This is a genomic window from Streptomyces camelliae (assembly GCF_027625935.1).
Taxonomy (GTDB): Bacteria; Actinomycetota; Actinomycetes; order Streptomycetales; family Streptomycetaceae; genus Streptomyces; species Streptomyces camelliae.
The window spans coordinates 94640-112456 of record NZ_CP115300.1; the positions used below are offsets into that span (position 1 = coordinate 94640).

Here is a 17817-nt window from a genome sequence, read left to right on the forward strand (position 1 = left end):
CATGCCGGTCATCTCCCGCAAGGGCGCCCCGGACATCAAGGGCCTGGGCAAACTCCGCTTCGTCGTCGAGCAGACCCTCGCCCTCCTTCACCAGTTCAGACGCCTCGCCATCCGATGGGAACGACGCCTCGAACTCCACGACGCCTTCATCTCCCTGGCATGCGGCCTCATCTGCTGGCGACGCCTCAAGAAGGCCCGCCCATGACCCTTACGAGCTCCAAGAGCCCGAAGTCCGAGGCGGCTCAGGTCGGCTTCTTCCCCCGGTGGGGCAATCTCGCCGCCCGGGTCGGCTCAGCCCCCATGAGGGCTGTGTCGAGTCACTCCCTGCCGAGCCGCCGGCTGCCTCAGGGCCTCTGCACAACCATTGGCGACGGAGCCGTTCCCGTCTGTCACGGCCCCGACGGTTCGGCCGGTCGATTCGGTGGAGCCTCGGCATTCTTGGCGGCGGCTGCTGCGACGGTTGCCAGGTCGTCGCCCGAGAAGCCGGCGCGGCTCAGCACCGCCAGAGATTTGCTCGTTGCCAGCGTGCACAACGCCAGCTCTGCTGCCTCCTGATCACCCGCCCCCGCTGCCAGCAACGCTTGCTCCAGCCTCGTCCGCAGACCGTCGATCATGGCGCGGACCATCGCCCGGCCCTCCGTGTCGAGGGCCGGGAACTGCGTTGCCGACACCGTGAGCAGGCAGCCGTCCGGGACCGTCGGGTCGGCGATGCGGTTCAGGGCGACCTGCAGATAGGCGGCCACGACGGTGCTCGGGCTCGGGTGGGGGCCGGACAGTGCCTGCTCGTACAGCGGGTGGTACGTCTGCGCGTACCGCTGGAGGCTTTTGCGGAAGAGGGCGCTCTTGTCGCCGAAGGTGCCGTAGAGCGAGCCGCGGCCCAGGCCCGTGCCCTCGGTCAGGCGATCGATCGAGGCCTCCGAATACCCCCAGCGCCAGAAGACGTGCATCGCGCGTCGTAGCGCTTCGTCCACATCGAATTGCTTGCGGCCTGCCATGGTCCCTCAGCCTACACATCTTGTACTGATCGTTCAAAGATGGGTAGGGTCGTCGGCATGACGAACTTGAGTTCCCTGCGGCTGCCTGACGGGTTCCTCGACCTCTTCACCAGCCGGCTCGTGGAAGCGAACGGGGTGCGGCTGCACGCGGTCACCGGTGGGGACGGCCCGGCGCTGCTGCTGGTCGGCGGGTGGCCCCAGACCTGGTACGCCTGGCGCGAGGTGATGCCCGCGCTCGCCCGTGAGCACACCGTCGTTGCCGTCGACTCGCGCGGGTCCGGGCTCTCCGACAAGCCCGACGACGGGTACGACGCCGGCACGCTGGCCGCCGATCTGGTTGCGTTGATGGCCGCGCTCGGGCACGACCGGTTCGACGTGGTCGGCCACGACATCGGCACGTGGACCGGATACGCCCTCGCCGCCGATCACCCCGAGCGGGTGGGCCGGCTCGCCATCCTCGAAGCGATGATCCCCGGTCTCACGCCGTCCCCGCCGTTCTTCGGCCCGGGCGAACTCAACCTGAAGCTCTGGCAGTTCGGTTTCAACCGGCTCACCGACCTCAACGAGGAACTGGTCCGGGGACGGGAGCGGCTCTTCTTCGGCTGGCAGTTCGCCACCAAGGCCGCCACACGGACCGCGATCCCCGCGTACGCCGTGGACGTCTACGTCGACGCGATCACCGCGGATCCCCGCGCGCTGCGGGCGAGTTTCGCGTACTACCGGGCGCTGGACGAGACGATCGCGCAGAACGAGCAGCGCAGCAAGACCCGGCTGACGCTGCCGGTGCTCGCCGTCGGCGGCGCGCTGTGGAGCGGCGCGAATGCCGCCCAGACGATGCGGCTGGCGGCCGACAACGTCACGGAGGTCGTCCTCGACGACTGCGGTCATTACCCGGCCGAGGAGCAGCCGGCGCGGTTTGCCGAAATCCTGGAGGACTTCCTCGCGGTCAACCGGTAGCAGGCACGTCACTCGGCTCAACTTCGCGAACGACAGGCGGAGCTTTACAAACTCCGCTACGTCGTCGAGCAGACCTTCGCCCTCCTCCACCAGTTCAAACGCCTCGCCGTCCGCTGGGAACGCCGAACCGAACTCCACGACGCGTTCATCTCGCTGGCCTGCAGCCTCATCTGCGGGCGACGCCTCAAGAAAAACCGCTCGTGATCCTGTTACGAGCTCGTAGGGAATCGACAGCGAGGTCGTCCGTCGGGAGGAACCAGCAGCACACCGTACGGAGGCACAACTTGGCCGCGATCTGGGCCGGCATCGACGCAGGCAAGACCCACCACCACTGCGTCACGATCGACGAGAGCGACCACCGGCTGCTGTCCCGACGCGTCACCGACGACGAGCCCGAACTCCTCGAACTACTCGCTGAGGTCCTGGCCCTGGGCGATGAAGTGACCTGGGGCATCGACCTGGCCGACGGTGGAGCTGCGCTGGCCATCGCGCTCCTCGCGATCGACGCAGGTGGACTGGCTATGAAACGCGGGCGCACCCGGCATTGGCACATGGGAATGTCGTTGTGCTCCGTGCTGCCTGGTCGGTCGGTCAGCCGGGGTGCTGCGCCTGGCCGCGGCCGGCGTCGGGTCACCACTGGGTGATGAGCGGCGTGTCCGGTTCGCGCTGCCGCCAGGCTTCGGTGAGGCGGGTGAGACGGGTAGGGGCGGCGATGCCGCGCACGGTTGCGATCTTGCCATCTGTGATGTCGAACGTCACGGCGCCGACGACCTGGTCGCCGGGCACGAAGAGGATGGCGGGGGCACCGTTGACGAGCGCGTAGTGGACGGCGGACCTCCCGCCGGCAAGTCGCCGCTTCGCGGCTGTGGGTTTGAAGCCGGCTCGTGCGACGGCGGCGATGCGCTGCGCAGTGTCGTACTGCAGCAGCCTCTCGGTCAGGCCGGCGCCGTCGGAGATCGCGGTCGCGTCGTCGGTGAGCAGCGCCACCAGCCGTTCGGTCCGGCCCGAGGAGGCAGCGGCGAGGAATTCCTCGACGATCCTGCGGGCGGATGCCCGGTCGACTTCCCCACCGCCGCGACGTGCGGCGGTGATGCGGCGCCGGGCCCGGTGGAGGTGCTGCTGACTCGCGGACTCGGCGATGTCGAGGATCCCGGCGATCTCGGCGTGACTGTAGGAGAACGCTTCACGCAGGACGTACACGGCCCGCTCGACGGGTGACAGGCGCTCCATGAGCGTCAGCACGGCCAGGGAGACCGATTCGCGCTGCTCGAACGTGTCGGCCGGGCCGAGCATCGGGTCGCCGTCGAGGAGCGGTTCGGGCAGCCAGGCGCCGCAGGTGCGTTCGCGGCGGGCTTGTGCCGAGCGGAGCCGGTCGAGGCACAGGTTGGTGACGACCTTGGTCAGCCATGCTTCCGGCACCTTGATCCGCTGCCGCTCGGCGGCCTGCCAGTGCAGGAATGCATCCTGCACGGCGTCCTCGGCGTCGGTGGCGGAGCCCAGCAGCCGGTACGCCAGCGAGGCCAGCCGGTTCCGGCTGGCCTCGAACCGACTGGTGTCGAAGCGGTCAGTGGCGGTGCTGTCCACGCGGAACACCCTAGGTAGGCTCTGGTCGGCTACGCGAACGCCTTCTCGGCGGACGCATCTGGCGCGACGGCCAGGCGGCGCTTGCGCTTGGGCATGCCGAAGGTGGGGTGGGAGGTGGCCCACAGCGACATCTTGAGGATGCCCGACTTGATCCGTGCGGGCTTCCGGCCGCCCATGTGCTTCGGCTTTGCCTGCCCTTCGTGGTCGACCATCTGCAGGATCGCGTCCCGCCGCCCGAGGCTGATGTGGTTGTACGTGTAGACCAGCTTGGTGTTCGGGATCTTGCGGCCGGTCAGGCGTCCCACGATCGCGGCCGTGGCCTGCATGCCGGTGTAGCCGGCCGAGGCGCAGGACATCGGCAGCGGCCGACCGTTGTCGCCGATGGCGTAGGCGCTGTCGCCGACGGCGTAGACGTTCGGGTGCGAGATCGACCGCATGGTGCGATCGACGACGATCCGACCGTTCTCGGTGACCTCCAGCCCGCCGGCGGCGGCGATGGGGCTGACCGCGAACCCGGCCGTCCACACGGTCGCGTCGGACGCCAGGGCGGTGCCGTCGGCGCACAGCACCCGCGCCGCTTCGACGGCTTCGACCTCGGTGTGCTCCCAGACGGTGACACCCAGCCGGTCGCAGACCCGGCGCAGGTGGCTGCGGGCCCCGGCGGAGAGCCGGGCGCCCAGCTCGCCGCGGGCGACCAGCGCCACCGACAGGCCGGGCCGGGATTCGGCGATCTCGGTGACGGTCTCGATGCCGGTCAACCCGTCACCGACGACCACCACATGCCCGCCATCGCCCACGCTGTCCAGGCGCTCGCGCAGCCGCAGCGCCGAGGGCCGGCCGGCAACGTCGAAGGCGTACTCGGCCGCGCCGCGGACGGCGTCGACGTCGCCGTGGCTGCCGAGCGCGTAGACAAGCGTGTCGTAGCCGAGCTCGCCGCCGCCGTCGGCGTCAGCCACGGCGACGACCTGGCGCTCGGGGTCGACGGCGGTGACTCGGGCCAGGCGCAGCCGTATCCCCGTGCCCGCGAAGACGTCGGTGAGCTGTGGAGCCTCGATGTCCTGGCCGGCCGCGAGCTGGTGCAGCCTCAGTCGCTGGACGAAGTCCGGCACGGCGTTGACCACGGTGATGTCGGTGTCCGCCGGGGACAGCCGGCGGGCCAGCGACCCGGCCACGTAGGCCCCGGCATAGCCGGCGCCGAGGACGACGATGCGATGCTTCATGTGCTGCTCCTGTCGGTTCGCCTGGTCTTGCGTGAGTTGAGCGGAACAGCGCCCCGATTCCTGACAGGAGCCACATATGGCGTGGGTCACAGAGCGGCAGGAGCGCCGCCCGACGATGCTCACGACGCCGACGCGGCGCACATGCATGCCGAGCTGAACGAGGTGATCTGATGCCGATCACCGTCGACACCGACGTCGTGCTCGCCAGGCGGAAGATGTCCGTGGGTGAACTCGCCGAACGCGTCGGCATCACACCTGCCAACCTGACCGTGCTCAAGAATGGCCGCGCCAAGGCCGTCCGCTTCACCACCCTTGAGCTGCTGCGAACACCTCGACTGCCAGCCCGACGGACTGCTGCGCTGGGAGCCGGCGGACTCCGCGGGCTCGTGATGGCCACGGGCCACCGAGACCTGCGACGCGGCGACGGTTTCTCCGTATCTGTATGAGACCTTGCGAGGCCAGCTCGGGGATCGGGCGCCTGGTCAATGAAGCCCGGACGTACCTCATCGTGTCTTCGTGCGTGATCGGTCGGTGTGGCGCCAGCAGATGTGCGGGGGCGGGGCGGCAACCGGTCTCAGGTCGAGCCAGGCGTTCATGTCCAGGCGGAAGGCGTCGTACGTACGGGTTGGCGTTGGACCAGAACAGGGCGGTCATGCCGCGCCGGTTCTCATCGGTGAGCTTCTTCTCCCAGGCCGTTTTGGCGAGGACCTGCTGTAACAGCAGCGTGTCCGCCTCGGGCTCAAGGACGAGTTCGTGGGTGGAGTACTCGCCGTAGCGGCGGATGCGCTCGGCTACCTAGGTGTTGCGGGTCAGGACGTTGGTGACGTGAGTTGTTGGCAGATCAGCTGGTGAGCAAGTTGTGCCGTCGCGAGCAGGTCCTCGCGAGCTGTGTCGACGTTGGATCGCACTGACAATCCGTGCCAGATGGATTGGATGAGCCCGGTCAGGACTGCTGCGTTGGTGCCTGCGGCTAGTTCCCCGTCCTGGATCGCTCGTTCGATGCGCACGAGGAGGGCCTGCTCGTTCGAGCTGTGCAGTTCGGCGATGTAGGCGCTGGTATCGAGCGTGCTCGTGCTGTCGGTCATCACGGCGCTGCTGATGAGACATCCGGGATGCGTGTCGCTTGGCTGGGTGAACTCGTGGACCGAGTCGGTGAGGATGCGTTCGATGACCGTCTGGATGTCCTTCTCGCCGACAGCCTGCTGGTAGATCTCGCGGTAACGCTCGGCGTAGGTCCGCACCGCTTCCTCGAACAGTCCGGCCTTGCTGCCGAAGGCGGCGTAGAGGCTGGAGGTGGAAAGCCCGAGGGCCGCGGTCAGGGTGCGGGTCGAGGTGCCGGAGTAGCCGCGTCGCCAGAAGAGGCGAGCGGCGTCAAGGACCGCACGGTCGCGGTCGAAGGCTCGGGGGCGTCCACGGTTGCGTTCGGTCACGCTTGCATTGTAGATCGTTCGCTCCATAATAGATTTATGGAGCGAACGATTCAGAAGAAGCTGTCGGTCGGCGGGGACAGCTGGGTCACGGTCGATGTGTACGGCGAGCCGGATGCCCCGAGCCTCGTCGTCGTTCCGGGCGTGATGAGTGATGCGCATACGTGGCGCCGTGTTGCGGGCACCATCGACGCCTGGCCCTCAGTGGTAGTCGTAAACCGTCGGGGGCGTGCTTCCTCGGGGCCGTTGACCAACTCGTACTCACTGCAGACAGAGGTTGAGGACCTCGGCGTGGTCCTTGACGAGTTCGACAGCACGAGGGCTCTCTTCGGCTGGAGCTACGGCGGCTTGATCACCTTGCTGGCCGCCAACGATCGCCCGATTCCCCAGGTGATCGCCTACGAGCCGGTGATGCAGCCATTCGGACGCCATGCACTGCCGGACCTGAAGATGGCAGAGGAGACTGCAGACTGGGATCGCTGCGTCGAGATCGTCAACCGGCAGATCTCCGGCTTCTCCGCTGCGCATGTCGAGGATCTCCGGGCCGATCATTACGGTTGGGCGATCTTGCGTCGCTTGAGCGGACCGCTGTACGCCGAACTCGGCGCGCTCAACGCGGCGCCGCCTCCGGATGTGATGGCGCGACAGGCAGATCAAGTCGACCTGATCATCGGCCAGTGCAACCGCGGAACAGCCCCCTACGGAACGTCGTTCGACAACGTGCGGCAGCACGTCGCTCACGCCGGAATCCACGAACTCCCCGGCCAGGGCCACCTGGCCCACATTCAGGCGCCGGCAGAGCTTGGACACCTGCTCAACAACCTCGCCGCCATCTGATGGGCACCCATGCCAACGCACCTCTCTCCATTGAGGGCCGCAGGCGACTCGTCGAGCGATGCGTGTCACGCCTGCGGCGAAGCGAGAGAAGCCACGAGACGGCAGCCCGCTGAAAGCCACACCCAACACCCCTGGGTGACCCCACCTCGATCAACCCGATCAAGAAGGTAGAGCCCACTGATCGCCGGCCCGCCGCAGCCACGAAAGGGCCCACCCCAGACCCCCTGGGGTGGGCCCTTTCGTGGCTGCGGATACACGAAGTTAACCCCTGCGACCCGGGCGGGAGACAGGTCCGGCCGACGATCGCCATACCTGTCAAGCGACAGGTATTCGTCGACCGATCGGAGGTGCGGTGATGAGCCGGCCCCAGATTCCCCCCGGGCACAGTCCGCACGGCGGCGCCACGACCAGGACCGCTCCCCTCGGCTACCAGCAGGAACTCCGCCGCGGAGTGGGCGGCTTCGCCTCCTTCGCCGCCGGCTTCTCCTTCGTGTCGATCCTCACCACCGTCTTCCAGTTGTTCGGGCTCGGCTTCGGCCTCGGCGGCGCATCGTTCTTCTGGACGTGGCCGCTCGTCTTCGCCGGGCAGTTGCTGGTCGCGCTCTGTTTCGCCGAACTGGCGGCACGCTGGCCGATATCCGGGGCCATCTACCAGTGGTCGAGCCGGCTGGCCGGCACCACGGCGGGCTGGTTCGTCGGCTGGATCATGGTCATCGGTCAGATCCTCACCGTCGCGGCGGCGGCGATCGCCGCGCAGGCGGTCCTGCCGGGCATCTGGTCGGGGTTCCAGATCGTCGGCGGACCGGGCGCCGATCCGTCGGTCGGCTCCCCGACCGGCGCGCGGAACGCGGTCCTGCTGGGCTGTCTGCTGCTGGCGGTCACCACGGTGGTGAACATCCTGGGCATCCGTCAGATGGCCGCCGCCACCAGCTTCGGCGTCACCGTCGAGATCATCGGCGTGATCGCCCTGGTGCTGGCGCTGTTCTTCCTTCCCGAGCGGGGGCCGCAGGTGGTGCTCCACCACACCGGCTGGGCCGGACACGGCGGCTATGCCGGGGCCTTTCTGGCCTCCTCCCTGATGGCGGCGTACGTCATGGTCGGCTTCGACTCGGCGGGCGAGCTGGCGGAGGAGACCCACAGCCCGCGCCGTACCACCCCCCGTACCATCCTGCGGGCCCTGATCACCTCGGGCGTCGGCGGGGCGCTGCTGATCCTGTCGGGGCTGATGGCGGCGGGCAGCCTGACCGACGGGAAGCTGGCCGCGGGCGGACTGTCCTGGGTGCTCACCGACCGGCTCGGCGCGGTCGTGGGCCGGCTGCTGCTGTGCTGTGTGGCCGTCGCGGTGTTCGCCTGCACCCTGGCCGTGCAGACCTCCGGGGCGCGGATGATGTACTCCATGGCGCGCGAGGGCGCCCTTCCGTTCCACCGGCGCCTCGCGAAGGTCTCGGCCCGCACGGGCACACCGGTCACCACGTCGATCGTGGTGGGTGTCGCGGCCGCCGCCGCGCTCGTCGTGAACATCGGTCAGGCGGCGATCTTCACCGCGCTCTCCAGCCTCTGCATCGCCCTGCTGTACCTGGCCTATCTCGGTGTGACGCTGCCGCTGCTGGTCGGCCGGATCCGGCAGCGGGCCGCCGGCGGGCTGCCGGCGGGCGTCGACGAGACCGGGCGGCCCCTGTTCTCGCTGGGCCGGTGGGGAGTGGCGGTCAACGCGGTCGCGGTGCTCTACCAGGCCGGGATGACCGTCAACCTGGTCTGGCCGCGCACGGAGATCTACGACCTCACCGGCGGTACCTGGTGGCTGCGTTGGAGCGCCCTGCTGTTCATCGGGCTCAGCCTCGCCGCCGGTGCCGGCTACTTCCTGGCCCGCCGGCTGCACCGCCGTATCGAGCTGCGGCACGTGCCGCACACGCACACCGAGCCGCCCCGCGAGGCCGAGGCCGTCGCCGAGCCCGCCTGAGGGTCCGGCGACGCGGACAGCGGTACCGACCACGCACCGACGAAGGGACGACGGGAGCATCATGACCACCGCGCAGAGTCCGACGGCCGGCGCGCCGCACGGCAGCCACCGCAACGGGCGGGTTTCCGCCCGCGCCCGTGATCTGCATCTGACCGACAGTGTCCGCAGCGCCCGGCACGACGCCCGTGCCCAGGGCGGGCGGTCCGGGGAGTGGATGCCGTACCTTCCGGCGTCCGGCAGCCCGCACCGCCCGCCGGGGGTGGACCCGGCCACCCTGGTGTGGGCGGAGACGGTGGCGCCCGGCGGCTACACGCACAAGGTGCTCGCCCGCGGCACCCGGCTGCGGTTCGACGACCCGACCGGCGACGCCTGCGCCCACCTGCTGCTCTACAACGCCCTGGAACCGGTCGAGCGGCTCAACGTCGCCGACACCCAGAAGGTGCCCTGGCAGGCCTACCTGGGCGAGAACCATCCATTGCTGTCCGGGGACGGCCGGGTCCTGGCCGTCGTCAGCGCCGACTCCTCCGGCCGGCACGACGCCTTCTGCGGCACCACCACCGACGCCTGGAACGAGCGCAAGTACGGTGACGCCCGGCCCGAGGGACCGTCTCCGTCCGGGCGTGGGCTCTTCCTCAAGGCGGCCGCCAAGCACGGTCTGGGCCGGCGCGACCTGCCGCCCGGCGTGTCCTTCTTCCAGGGCGTGCGCGTCGAGGCGGACGGCACCCTCGGCTGGCAGGGCAGCGCCGGACCGGGCACACATGTCGAACTCGTCGCGGAAATGCCCCTGTTGGTGCTGGTCGCCAACGTCGTCCACCCGCTGGACCCGCGCCCGGAGTACGTCGTCGGCCCGCTGCGGGTGCACGCCTGGCGCGGCACCCCGACCGGCCCCGGCGAGCCGCGCTTCACCGCCACGCCGGAACTGCACCGGGCGTACCTGAACACCGTCGACTACTGCGAAGCACGGGGGCTGTGACATGGCGACCACACCGAGCGGGAACACACCGGTCACCTGCCCGACCGTCTCGGGCGGCACCGTCGCCTCCACCGTCCCGGTCGGCGCGGTGTACGCGGAGGACTCCCGCCTGGACCGGGGAGCGAGCCTGGTCGAGGGCACCGTCGTCCTCGACGAGACGGTGGCCCCCAACGCCCCCTGGTCGGCGGTGGTGCGCAAGGGGCACGTCCTGACGATCGTCGATGTCGGCGGCAACCAGTCGGCCGACTGCCTCCTGTACGACGCCGACGATCCCGAGGAGCGCTACAGCGTCCCCGACACCCTGGCCTGGCAGGGCAACACCTATGTGCGCACCGGCACCGTGCTGCGCAGCAACGAGGGCCGCGCGCTGATGACCGTCGTCGCCGACGAGATCGACCGCCAGGACACCATCGGCGGCGCCTGCGGCAAAGAGTCCAACACCCTGCGCTACGGCCACCACGTGATGTTCCAGCACGGCTGCCGGGAGAACTTCCTCGCGGAGGCCGGCCGACGCGGTCTCGGGGTGCGGGACCTCGTCTCCAACCTCAACTGGTTCATGAACGTGCCCGTCGAGGCGGACGGCGCGCTGGGCATCGTGGACGGCATGTCGGCGCCGGGCCGCCGGGTCGCGGTGCGCGCCGAGACGGACGTCCTGGTGCTGGTGTCCAACTGCCCGCAGATGAACAACCCGTGCAACGACTTCAACCCGACCCCGCTGCGGATGCTCGTCGTGGACCCGGCACCGGCGGCCGACGAAGCACGCTCCGCGCGGGCCGCCGGCACTCCGGAGGGAACCGCGTGACCCGTCCCACCGCCGTACTCGTCGCCAACCGCGGTGAGATAGCCCGCCGCGTGATCCGTACCGCCCGCAGGATGGGGCTCGCCACCGTCGCCGTCTTCTCAGACGCCGACCGGGCCGCGCCGCACGTCCGCGAGGCCGACCACGCGGTCCGCCTCGGACCGGCGCCGGCCCGCGAGTCGTACCTGCGCGGCGAGGCGATCATCGACGCCGCTCTCGCCCGGGGCGCGGGCATCATCCACCCCGGGTACGGCTTCCTCTCCGAGAACACCGCCTTCGCCCGTGCCGTGGAGGAGGCGGGCCTCAGGTTCGCCGGGCCCACCGCCGACCAGATCACCGCCTTCGGCGAGAAGCACACCGCGCGCGCCCTGGCGAAGGCGGCCGGAGTGCCGCTGCTGGCCGGAACGGAACTGCTCGCGAGTGCCGAGGAGGCCGTCACCGCGGCCTCCTCGATCGGGCTGCCCGTGATGGTCAAGGCCACCGGTGGCGGCGGCGGCATCGGCATGCAGGCCTGCGCCACGGCCGGCGAGGTACGCGAGGCATTCGCCCGCGTCGCGGCGCTCGCGGAGTCCAACTTCGGCTCCGGCGGGGTATTCCTGGAGCGCCTGGTGCGCCCCGCCCGCCATGTGGAAGTGCAGGTCTTCGGCGACGGCACCGGCCGGATCGCCGTACTCGGCGACCGGGACTGCTCGTTGCAGCGCCGCAACCAGAAGGTGATCGAGGAGGCCCCCGCCCCGGCGCTGCCCGCTCGGGTGCGCGCGCTGCTGCACGACTCCTCGCGCCGGCTGCTCGCCTCGGTCGGCTACCGGGGCGCGGGCACCGTGGAGTTCGTCTACGACCCGGTGCGCGAGGAGGCCGCCTTCCTGGAGGTCAACACCCGCCTCCAGGTCGAACACCCGGTGACGGAGGAGGCGTACGGCGTCGACCTCGTCGAACTCATGCTGCTGCTGGCCCGGGACGGCGAGGTCGACGACGCCGTGTTCGAGCGGGAGTGGGCACCCGCCGGGCACGCCGTGGAGGCCCGCGTCTACGCCGAGGACCCAGGCAAGGACTCGCTGCCCTCCTCGGGTCTGATCACCCGGGCGGTCTTCCCCGGCGAGGGTGCGGACGCCATGCCCGGCGTCCGCGTCGACGGCTTCGCCGAGACCGGCCTGGAGGTGTCGCCGTACTACGACCCCATGCTGGCCAAGGTGATCTCCAAGGGCCCCACCCGCGACGCCGCGTTCGACCTGCTCGGCCGGGCCCTGGCCGCGAGCCGGGTCGACGGCATCGTGACCAACCTGGGCCTGCTGCGCGAGCTGACCGTGCGGGGCGAGGTGCGCGGGGTGGTGCACAGCACCGGCACGCTCGACACCGCCCGCGACCCCGAGCCGCGCATCGACGTGCTGGTGCCGGGGGCACTGACCACCGTGCAGGACCTGCCCGGTCGGCTCGGCCACTGGCACGTGGGCGTGCCGCCGAGCGGGCCGTTCGACGCCGTCTCGTTCGCCGAGGCCAACCTGGCCGTCGGCAACCCGCGGACGGCGCCCGGCCTGGAGGTCACCGCGGGCGGGCTGACCCTGCGCTTCTCGCACGCCACCGTGGTCGCCGTCACCGGCGCCCCTGTCCCGGTGACGGTGGACGGCACGCCGGCGGCCCGGTGGGAACCGGTGCCGGTGCCGGCCGGCGCCACCCTGGTGCTCGGCCCCTGCCAGGGGCCCGGCCTGCGCAGTTACGTGGCCGTCCGAGGCGGGATCGACGTGCCCGCGTACCTGGGCAGCGCCTCGACGTTCACCCTCGGCGGTTTCGGCGGGCACGGCGGGCGGGCACTGCGCGCCGGGGACGTCCTGCGGCCCGGGACCGCCCGGGCCGCAGGCGGCCGCCCCACCCCGGCCGGGCGGCAGCCCGCGATCGTCTCGCACTGGCGGATCGGTGTGACCGAAGGCCCGCACGCGGCACCCGAGTTCTTCACCCGCGAGGACATCGACACCCTCTACGCCACCGACTACCAGGTGCACCACAACTCTGCCCGCACCGGCATCCGCCTGATCGGGCCGAAACCCCGGTGGGCTCGCCAGGACGGCGGCGAGGCCGGACTGCACCCCTCGAACATCCACGACACCCCGTACGCGGTGGGCGCGCTGGACTTCACCGGGGACACCCCGATCGTCCTGGGGCCCGACGGGCCGTCCCTCGGCGGGTTCGTGTGCCCCGCCGTGGTCGCCAGCGGTGACCTGTGGAAGCTCGGCCAGGTCCGGCCGGGCGACACCGTCCGCTTCGTACCGGTCGCAGAGGCCGACGCGGCCGGCCTCGACGCCCGCCGTGCCTCCCCCGCGCTGACCAGCGCGGGCGGTGACGGTGACGACGGCGTGCTGGGCCGTCTGGAGGCCACCGACGCCCGGCCGGCTGTCACCTACCGCCGGGACGGCGACGACAACGTCCTGGTCGAGTACGGTCCCATGGTGCTCGACCTCGGTCTGCGCATGCGGGTGCACGCCCTGCAGGAGACCCTGGCCGCGCATGCACCCGACGGCATCGTGGACGTCACCCCGGGCATCCGCTCCCTCCAGATCCACACCGACGCCCGCCGGCTGCGGGCCCGTGACCTGACGGCCCTGCTGCGTGAACTGGAGGATGAGGTCCCGCCCAGCAACGAGCTGGTGGTGCCCTCCCGCACGGTGCGGCTGCCGCTCAGCTGGGACGACCCGGCGACCCGGCTGGCCATCGAGCGGTACATGGCCGGGGTGCGCGACGACGCCCCCTGGTGCCCGTGGAACATCGAGTTCATCCGCCGTATCAACGGCCTGGAGAGCGCCGACGACGTCTACCGCACCGTCTTCGACGCCTCCTACCTGGTGCTCGGGCTCGGCGACGTGTACCTCGGCGCCCCCGTGGCCACCCCGCTCGACCCACGCCACCGCCTGGTGACCACCAAGTACAACCCGGCCCGGACCTGGACCGCGGAGAACTCCGTCGGCATCGGCGGCGCCTACCTGTGCGTCTACGGCATGGAGGGCCCCGGCGGATACCAGTTCGTCGGCCGCACCGTGCAGGTCTGGAACCGATTCCGCAGGGGTGGCCTGTTCCAGGACTCCCCCTGGGCGCTGCGCTTCTTCGACCGCATCGAGTGGTATCCCGTCACGGCGGAGGAACTGCTCGAACTGCGCGCCGAGACCGACGCCGGCCGCGGTGACTTCCCGGTCGAGGAAGGCACCTTCTCGATCGCCGAGCACCACGCCTTCCTGGCCGCCGAGGCCGACTCGATCGCGGCCTTCAGGCAGCGGCAGAGCGCCGCGTTCGAGGCCGAGAAGCGGCGCTGGCGGGCCGCGGGCGAGTTCGACCGCGACGACGACCCGGAACCCGCGACGGCCGCCGCCACCGTCACCGTCCCGGACGGCGCGGTCCCGGTCACCGCGCCGTTCACCGCCACCGTCTGGCAGATCACCGCCGAACCCGGCGCCACCATGGCCGACGGCGATCCGATCCTCTCCCTGGAAGCGATGAAGATGGAGTCGAAGATACAAACCCCCGCCGCCGGAACCCTGCTGGCGATCTACGTCAGGCCCGGCGAACAGGTCGCACCCGGCCAGATCCTCGCGGCGGTGCGAGCATGAGTGCCATGACACCGGCCGCACGTGTGGCAGCCGCCTACGACCGCGTCAAGAGCGCCGACCGGCCCGAGATCTGGATCCACCTCAGGCCGCGCGAGGAGGTGCTCGACGAGGCGGCCGGGATCGACCCCGCGCTGCCGCTGGCCGGCCTGGTGGCCGCCGTCAAGGACAACATCGACGTGGCCGGGCTGCCCACGACCGCGGGCGCGCCGTCGTACGCGTACGTCCCGCGGGCCGACGCGCCCGCGGTCGCGCGGCTGCGCGCGGCCGGCGCGGTGGTGCTCGGCAAGACCAACCTGGACCAGTTCGCCACCGGCCTCGTCGGCACCCGCAGCCCCTACGGTGCGGTGCGCAACGCCTGGCACCCGGACCGCATCTCGGGCGGCTCGTCCTCCGGCTCGGCCGTCGCGGTCGCGCTGGGCATCGCCGACCTCGCGCTCGGCACCGACACGGCCGGCTCGGGGCGGGTGCCCGCCGCCCTCAACGGCATCGTCGGCGTCAAGCCGACCAAGGGCCTGGTGCCGGTGACCGGTGTGGTCCCCGCCTGCTACACCCTCGACTGCGTCACCGTCTTCGCCCGCGACCTGCGACTCGCCCGTACGGCGGCGGAGCTGATCGAGGGCCCGGACCCGGCCGACCCGCTCTCCCGCACCGGGACCCCGCTCCCGCCGCCTCCCGCGCGCCCTCGGATCGCCGTCCCGGCCCCGGAGCACCTTCAGGGCCTGGCCGACGGCTGGCGCGAGGCCTTCGACGCCGCGGTCGCCCGGCTGGCGAGCACCGGGGCGGAGATCGTCGAGGCCGACGTCACGCCGCTGCTGAAGGCCGCGGAGCTGCTGTACGGGGGCGCGTTCGTCGCCGAGCGGTACGCAGCCGTCGGCGCGCATCTGGAGAAGCACCGCGACCTGATCGGCACGGACCTCGATCCGACCGTCGCCTCGCTCGTGCTGGCCGGCCGGGAGAAGACGGCCGCCGACTGGGCCGCCGACACCGCGCGCCTGGCCGCGCTGGGCGCCGCCGGACGCGTCCTTCTCGGAGGCTGTACGGCGCTGCTGACCCCGACCACCACCTGGCACCCCACCCTCGCTCAGGTGGCGGCCGACCCGGTCGGGGCCAACGCCCGGCTGGGCCGCTTCACCAACTTCGCGAACCTGCTGGACTGCGCCTCGCTCGCCGTGCCCGCGGGGTTCGTGGACGGCCTGCCGTTCGGTGTGATGTTCACCGGGCCGGCCTTCTCCGACCGCACGCTGGCCGCCCTGGCCGAGCGGTTCGCCGACCCGTCGCTGGACCTGTTCGTGGTCGGCGCCCACCTCACCGGACAGCCGCTCAACGCCCAGGTGGTACAGGCGGGCGGCACCCTGGTGGGCCCGGCGCGCACGGCCGCCGGCTACCGGCTGTACGCCCTGCCGACCGAGCCGCCCAAGCCGGGTCTGGTCCGCGTCACCGGGGAAGCGGCAGGCGGTACGGGGCAGGGCGTCGAGGGCGAGGTCTGGCGGCTTCCGGCGGCCGGGTTCGGGACGTTCACCGCTGCCGTTCCCCCGCCGATGACCATCGGCACCGTGGAACTGGCCGACGGGCGGCGGGTCAGCGGCTTCCTCGCCGAGCCGTACGCCGTTGAGGGCGCGCCCGACATCACCCGCTTCGGCGGCTGGCGAGCCTACACGGCCGCCACATGAGCGAAGGCGGCGGCGCGGGCGCCTGACACCGGGGTGGCAGGATGGGGCCATGACGACGACGCGTCCCCGCCAAGGCAGGCCCCGGCACACGCCGCCGTCCGATCCCGGCACCTCCGCGCGGGAACAGATACTCGACGCCGCCGGGGCGCTCTTCGTCGAACGCGGGGTCGCCGGCACCAGCACCCGGATGATCGCCGAGCGCGTCGGCATCCGGCAGGCCTCGCTGTACTACCACTTCGCCACCAAGGAGGACATCCTCGCCGAGCTGCTGGCCACGTCCGTACGGCCGAGTCTGCGGATGGTGGAGCGCATCCAGGCGCTGGTGCCCGAACGGATCGACCCGGCCGCCGCGCTCTACGCGGTGGCCGCGATGGACGTGCGCACCCTCTCCCGCACCAGCTACAACATCGGCACGCTCTATCTGCTGCCGGAGGTGCGGGCCGAACGGTTCGACGCCTTCCGCGCGGAGCGGGGCCGGCTCCAGGCGGGCTACGGCGCGCTCGGCGCCCTGGCGGCGCCCGAGGACGTCACCCGGAGCATGCCCGCCGAACGGATCGGCGAGCTGCTGATCCAGCTGGTCGAGGTCGTCATCCAGATACGCCGCTCCCGCGAGCCGGATCCGGCCGACACGGACGCCATCGCGTCGTCGTGCCTGCGGCTGTGCGGCCTCGACGAGCGGGCCGTGGCCCGGGCGAGGGGCGGGGCGGCGGCGCTGCTGAGCGGTTCGGACCGGCCGACGTCTTGACGAGCGCGATCGCCGCACCGGGCGATCACTGCACCGGCGATCCTCCCGCCGCACCCGGGGGCGCGGTCTCCGGCCCAGAACAAGGCAGGAATGGCCGGCGCCGCCGTCCGAACGGGCCGTAAGGGCACACCCGTCTTCCCGCCGGAGCATTCCGGGCCGAGCGCGGCATGGGCAGCGGGCCCCCAGCCATGCTCCTTCTGGTCCCGGCCACCACTCACCTCAGGAGCCGATGCCATGCACAAGGTGAAGCTGTTCTGCGCCGCGGCGGCCGCGGGCACCGGCCTCATGTGCGCGGGCGCTGGAACGGCCTCGGCCTCGGAGGTGATCTCCAAGGACTACGGAAACCCGTCGGCCTGCGCCATGGCCGCGCTGAGCTGGGCGATCCAGAATCCCGGTGACTCCCGGTCGGCCTGGTGCGCCGGTCTTCCCCCCGGCACCGTCCGGTCGTGGGGCCGAGGAAATGCTCCGGCTCGGCGACCTCGTCGGCCCCCGGCGGGGGGAGAGGGCGCCGGCGGTGCCCTCGTCGTCGGGGAGCCCGGCGTCGGCAAGTCGGTCCTGTTCGACCCGACCGCCCGGACGAGTGCCGACGTGCTCGCCACCGCCCTCGGGCCGCGCGGCGCCCGGGAAACCGGCCCCGAGCCCGCAGGCCGTGCAGTTCCCCGCTGCAGGGCCCGGGCCCATACCTGCTGCCTGCGGCGTCTTTCTGTACTGCGCCGCTCGCCGGCGGCGCCTTTCTGGCCACGCTGTGGGGGAAGCAAAGGCCGTGCCGGCGGCCTCGACCGGATCGCGTTGATTCCCGCGGGAAAGGGCGGGCGTGGGCGGTCTTGTTCATGCTGCACCGTGAACCGGCGGCTGAACAGATGTGACGCGTGCTGGTGTGCTCGTCTGTCGGCGTGCTCGCGCTGGTCGTGAGGGGCAGTCTGAGTAGTAGATCATCTGGCGAAGTTGTCTCGGGCGCGGATCGAGTGCCGGACAAGTCATTGAGCGTTGGAGGGAGCGATCAGGCAAGGTGGGCGGATGCCCGAGTCGTCCTTGCCCGGAGGTTTCATCAATGCGG

13 protein-coding genes and 3 pseudogenes are annotated in these 17817 nt (G+C 71.3%); 12 read left to right on the forward strand and 4 right to left on the reverse strand.

What is annotated here, in order from left to right:
* Position 1: 1 nt before the first annotated feature.
* A complete protein-coding gene (locus O1G22_RS00450) occupies positions 2–205 on the forward strand; it encodes a hypothetical protein (RefSeq protein ID WP_270079421.1) in 204 nt (67 codons plus the stop codon).
* A 184-nt stretch (positions 206–389) separates the two neighbouring features.
* Here O1G22_RS00450 and O1G22_RS00455 read toward each other — a convergent pair whose 3' ends face one another.
* Positions 390–995 carry a TetR/AcrR family transcriptional regulator gene (locus O1G22_RS00455; RefSeq protein ID WP_270079422.1) on the reverse strand — a complete coding sequence of 202 codons (606 nt, stop codon included), beginning with the start codon at positions 993–995 and terminating at the stop codon, positions 390–392.
* A gap of 57 nt (positions 996–1052) precedes the next feature.
* On the opposite strand from O1G22_RS00455, the gene O1G22_RS00460 reads away from it, so the two are divergent.
* The 3 genes and pseudogenes from O1G22_RS00460 to O1G22_RS00470 form a co-directional block, all read left to right on the forward strand.
* Positions 1053–1952 carry an alpha/beta fold hydrolase gene (locus O1G22_RS00460; protein ID WP_270079423.1) on the forward strand — a complete coding sequence of 300 codons (900 nt, stop codon included), beginning with the start codon at positions 1053–1055 and terminating at the stop codon, positions 1950–1952.
* 45 nt (positions 1953–1997) lie between these two features.
* Positions 1998–2156, forward strand: a pseudogene (locus O1G22_RS00465) (IS5/IS1182 family transposase); the annotation flags it as partial.
* Between the two features lie 80 nt (positions 2157–2236).
* Positions 2237–2449 (forward strand): annotated as a pseudogene (locus O1G22_RS00470) (IS110 family transposase); the annotation flags it as partial.
* Positions 2450–2582: 133 nt separating this feature from the next.
* Here the strand turns inward: O1G22_RS00470 and O1G22_RS00475 are convergent.
* Together O1G22_RS00475 and O1G22_RS00480 are read right to left on the reverse strand one after the other, a co-directional pair.
* On the reverse strand, positions 2583–3536 hold the full coding sequence (locus tag O1G22_RS00475; RefSeq protein ID WP_270079424.1) for a sigma-70 family RNA polymerase sigma factor: 954 nt from the start codon (positions 3534–3536) through the stop codon (positions 2583–2585).
* Positions 3537–3565: 29 nt separating this feature from the next.
* On the reverse strand, positions 3566–4756 hold the full coding sequence (locus tag O1G22_RS00480; RefSeq protein ID WP_270079425.1) for an NAD(P)/FAD-dependent oxidoreductase: 1191 nt from the start codon (positions 4754–4756) through the stop codon (positions 3566–3568).
* A gap of 170 nt (positions 4757–4926) precedes the next feature.
* Between O1G22_RS00480 and O1G22_RS00485 the strand changes: the two are divergent.
* Positions 4927–5146, forward strand: a pseudogene (locus O1G22_RS00485) (helix-turn-helix domain-containing protein).
* A gap of 419 nt (positions 5147–5565) precedes the next feature.
* On the opposite strand, the gene O1G22_RS00490 reads toward O1G22_RS00485, so the two are convergent.
* Positions 5566–6186, reverse strand: a complete 621-nt coding sequence (locus O1G22_RS00490; protein ID WP_270079426.1) for a TetR/AcrR family transcriptional regulator — start codon at positions 6184–6186, stop codon at positions 5566–5568.
* Positions 6187–6222: 36 nt separating this feature from the next.
* Between O1G22_RS00490 and O1G22_RS00495 the strand changes: the two genes are divergently transcribed.
* The 7 genes from O1G22_RS00495 (at position 6223) to O1G22_RS00525 (ending at position 16760) form a co-directional block, all read left to right on the forward strand.
* Positions 6223–7020, forward strand: coding sequence for an alpha/beta fold hydrolase (locus tag O1G22_RS00495; protein WP_270079427.1), 798 nt, complete (start codon positions 6223–6225; stop codon positions 7018–7020).
* A gap of 355 nt (positions 7021–7375) precedes the next feature.
* The gene (locus tag O1G22_RS00500; RefSeq protein WP_270079428.1) at positions 7376–8980 is read left to right on the forward strand and encodes an amino acid permease; all 1605 of its coding nucleotides are present in this window, start codon (positions 7376–7378) and stop codon (positions 8978–8980) included.
* Between the two features lie 61 nt (positions 8981–9041).
* Positions 9042–9953, forward strand: coding sequence for an urea amidolyase associated protein UAAP1 (locus O1G22_RS00505; protein WP_270079429.1), 912 nt, complete (start codon positions 9042–9044; stop codon positions 9951–9953).
* Between the two features lies 1 nt (position 9954).
* On the forward strand, positions 9955–10755 hold the full coding sequence (locus tag O1G22_RS00510) for an urea amidolyase associated protein UAAP2 (RefSeq protein WP_333492202.1): 801 nt from the start codon (positions 9955–9957) through the stop codon (positions 10753–10755).
* Positions 10752–14345, forward strand: coding sequence for an urea carboxylase (gene uca, locus O1G22_RS00515; protein WP_270079430.1), 3594 nt, complete (start codon positions 10752–10754; stop codon positions 14343–14345). Before O1G22_RS00510 ends, uca begins: the two co-directional genes overlap by 4 nt.
* Before the next feature lie 5 nt (positions 14346–14350).
* Positions 14351–16015 carry an allophanate hydrolase gene (locus tag O1G22_RS00520; RefSeq protein ID WP_270079431.1) on the forward strand — a complete coding sequence of 555 codons (1665 nt, stop codon included), beginning with the start codon at positions 14351–14353 and terminating at the stop codon, positions 16013–16015.
* 49 nt (positions 16016–16064) lie between these two features.
* On the forward strand, positions 16065–16760 hold the full coding sequence (locus O1G22_RS00525; protein ID WP_270079432.1) for a TetR/AcrR family transcriptional regulator: 696 nt from the start codon (positions 16065–16067) through the stop codon (positions 16758–16760).
* The last annotated feature ends 1057 nt before the right edge of the window (positions 16761–17817 follow it).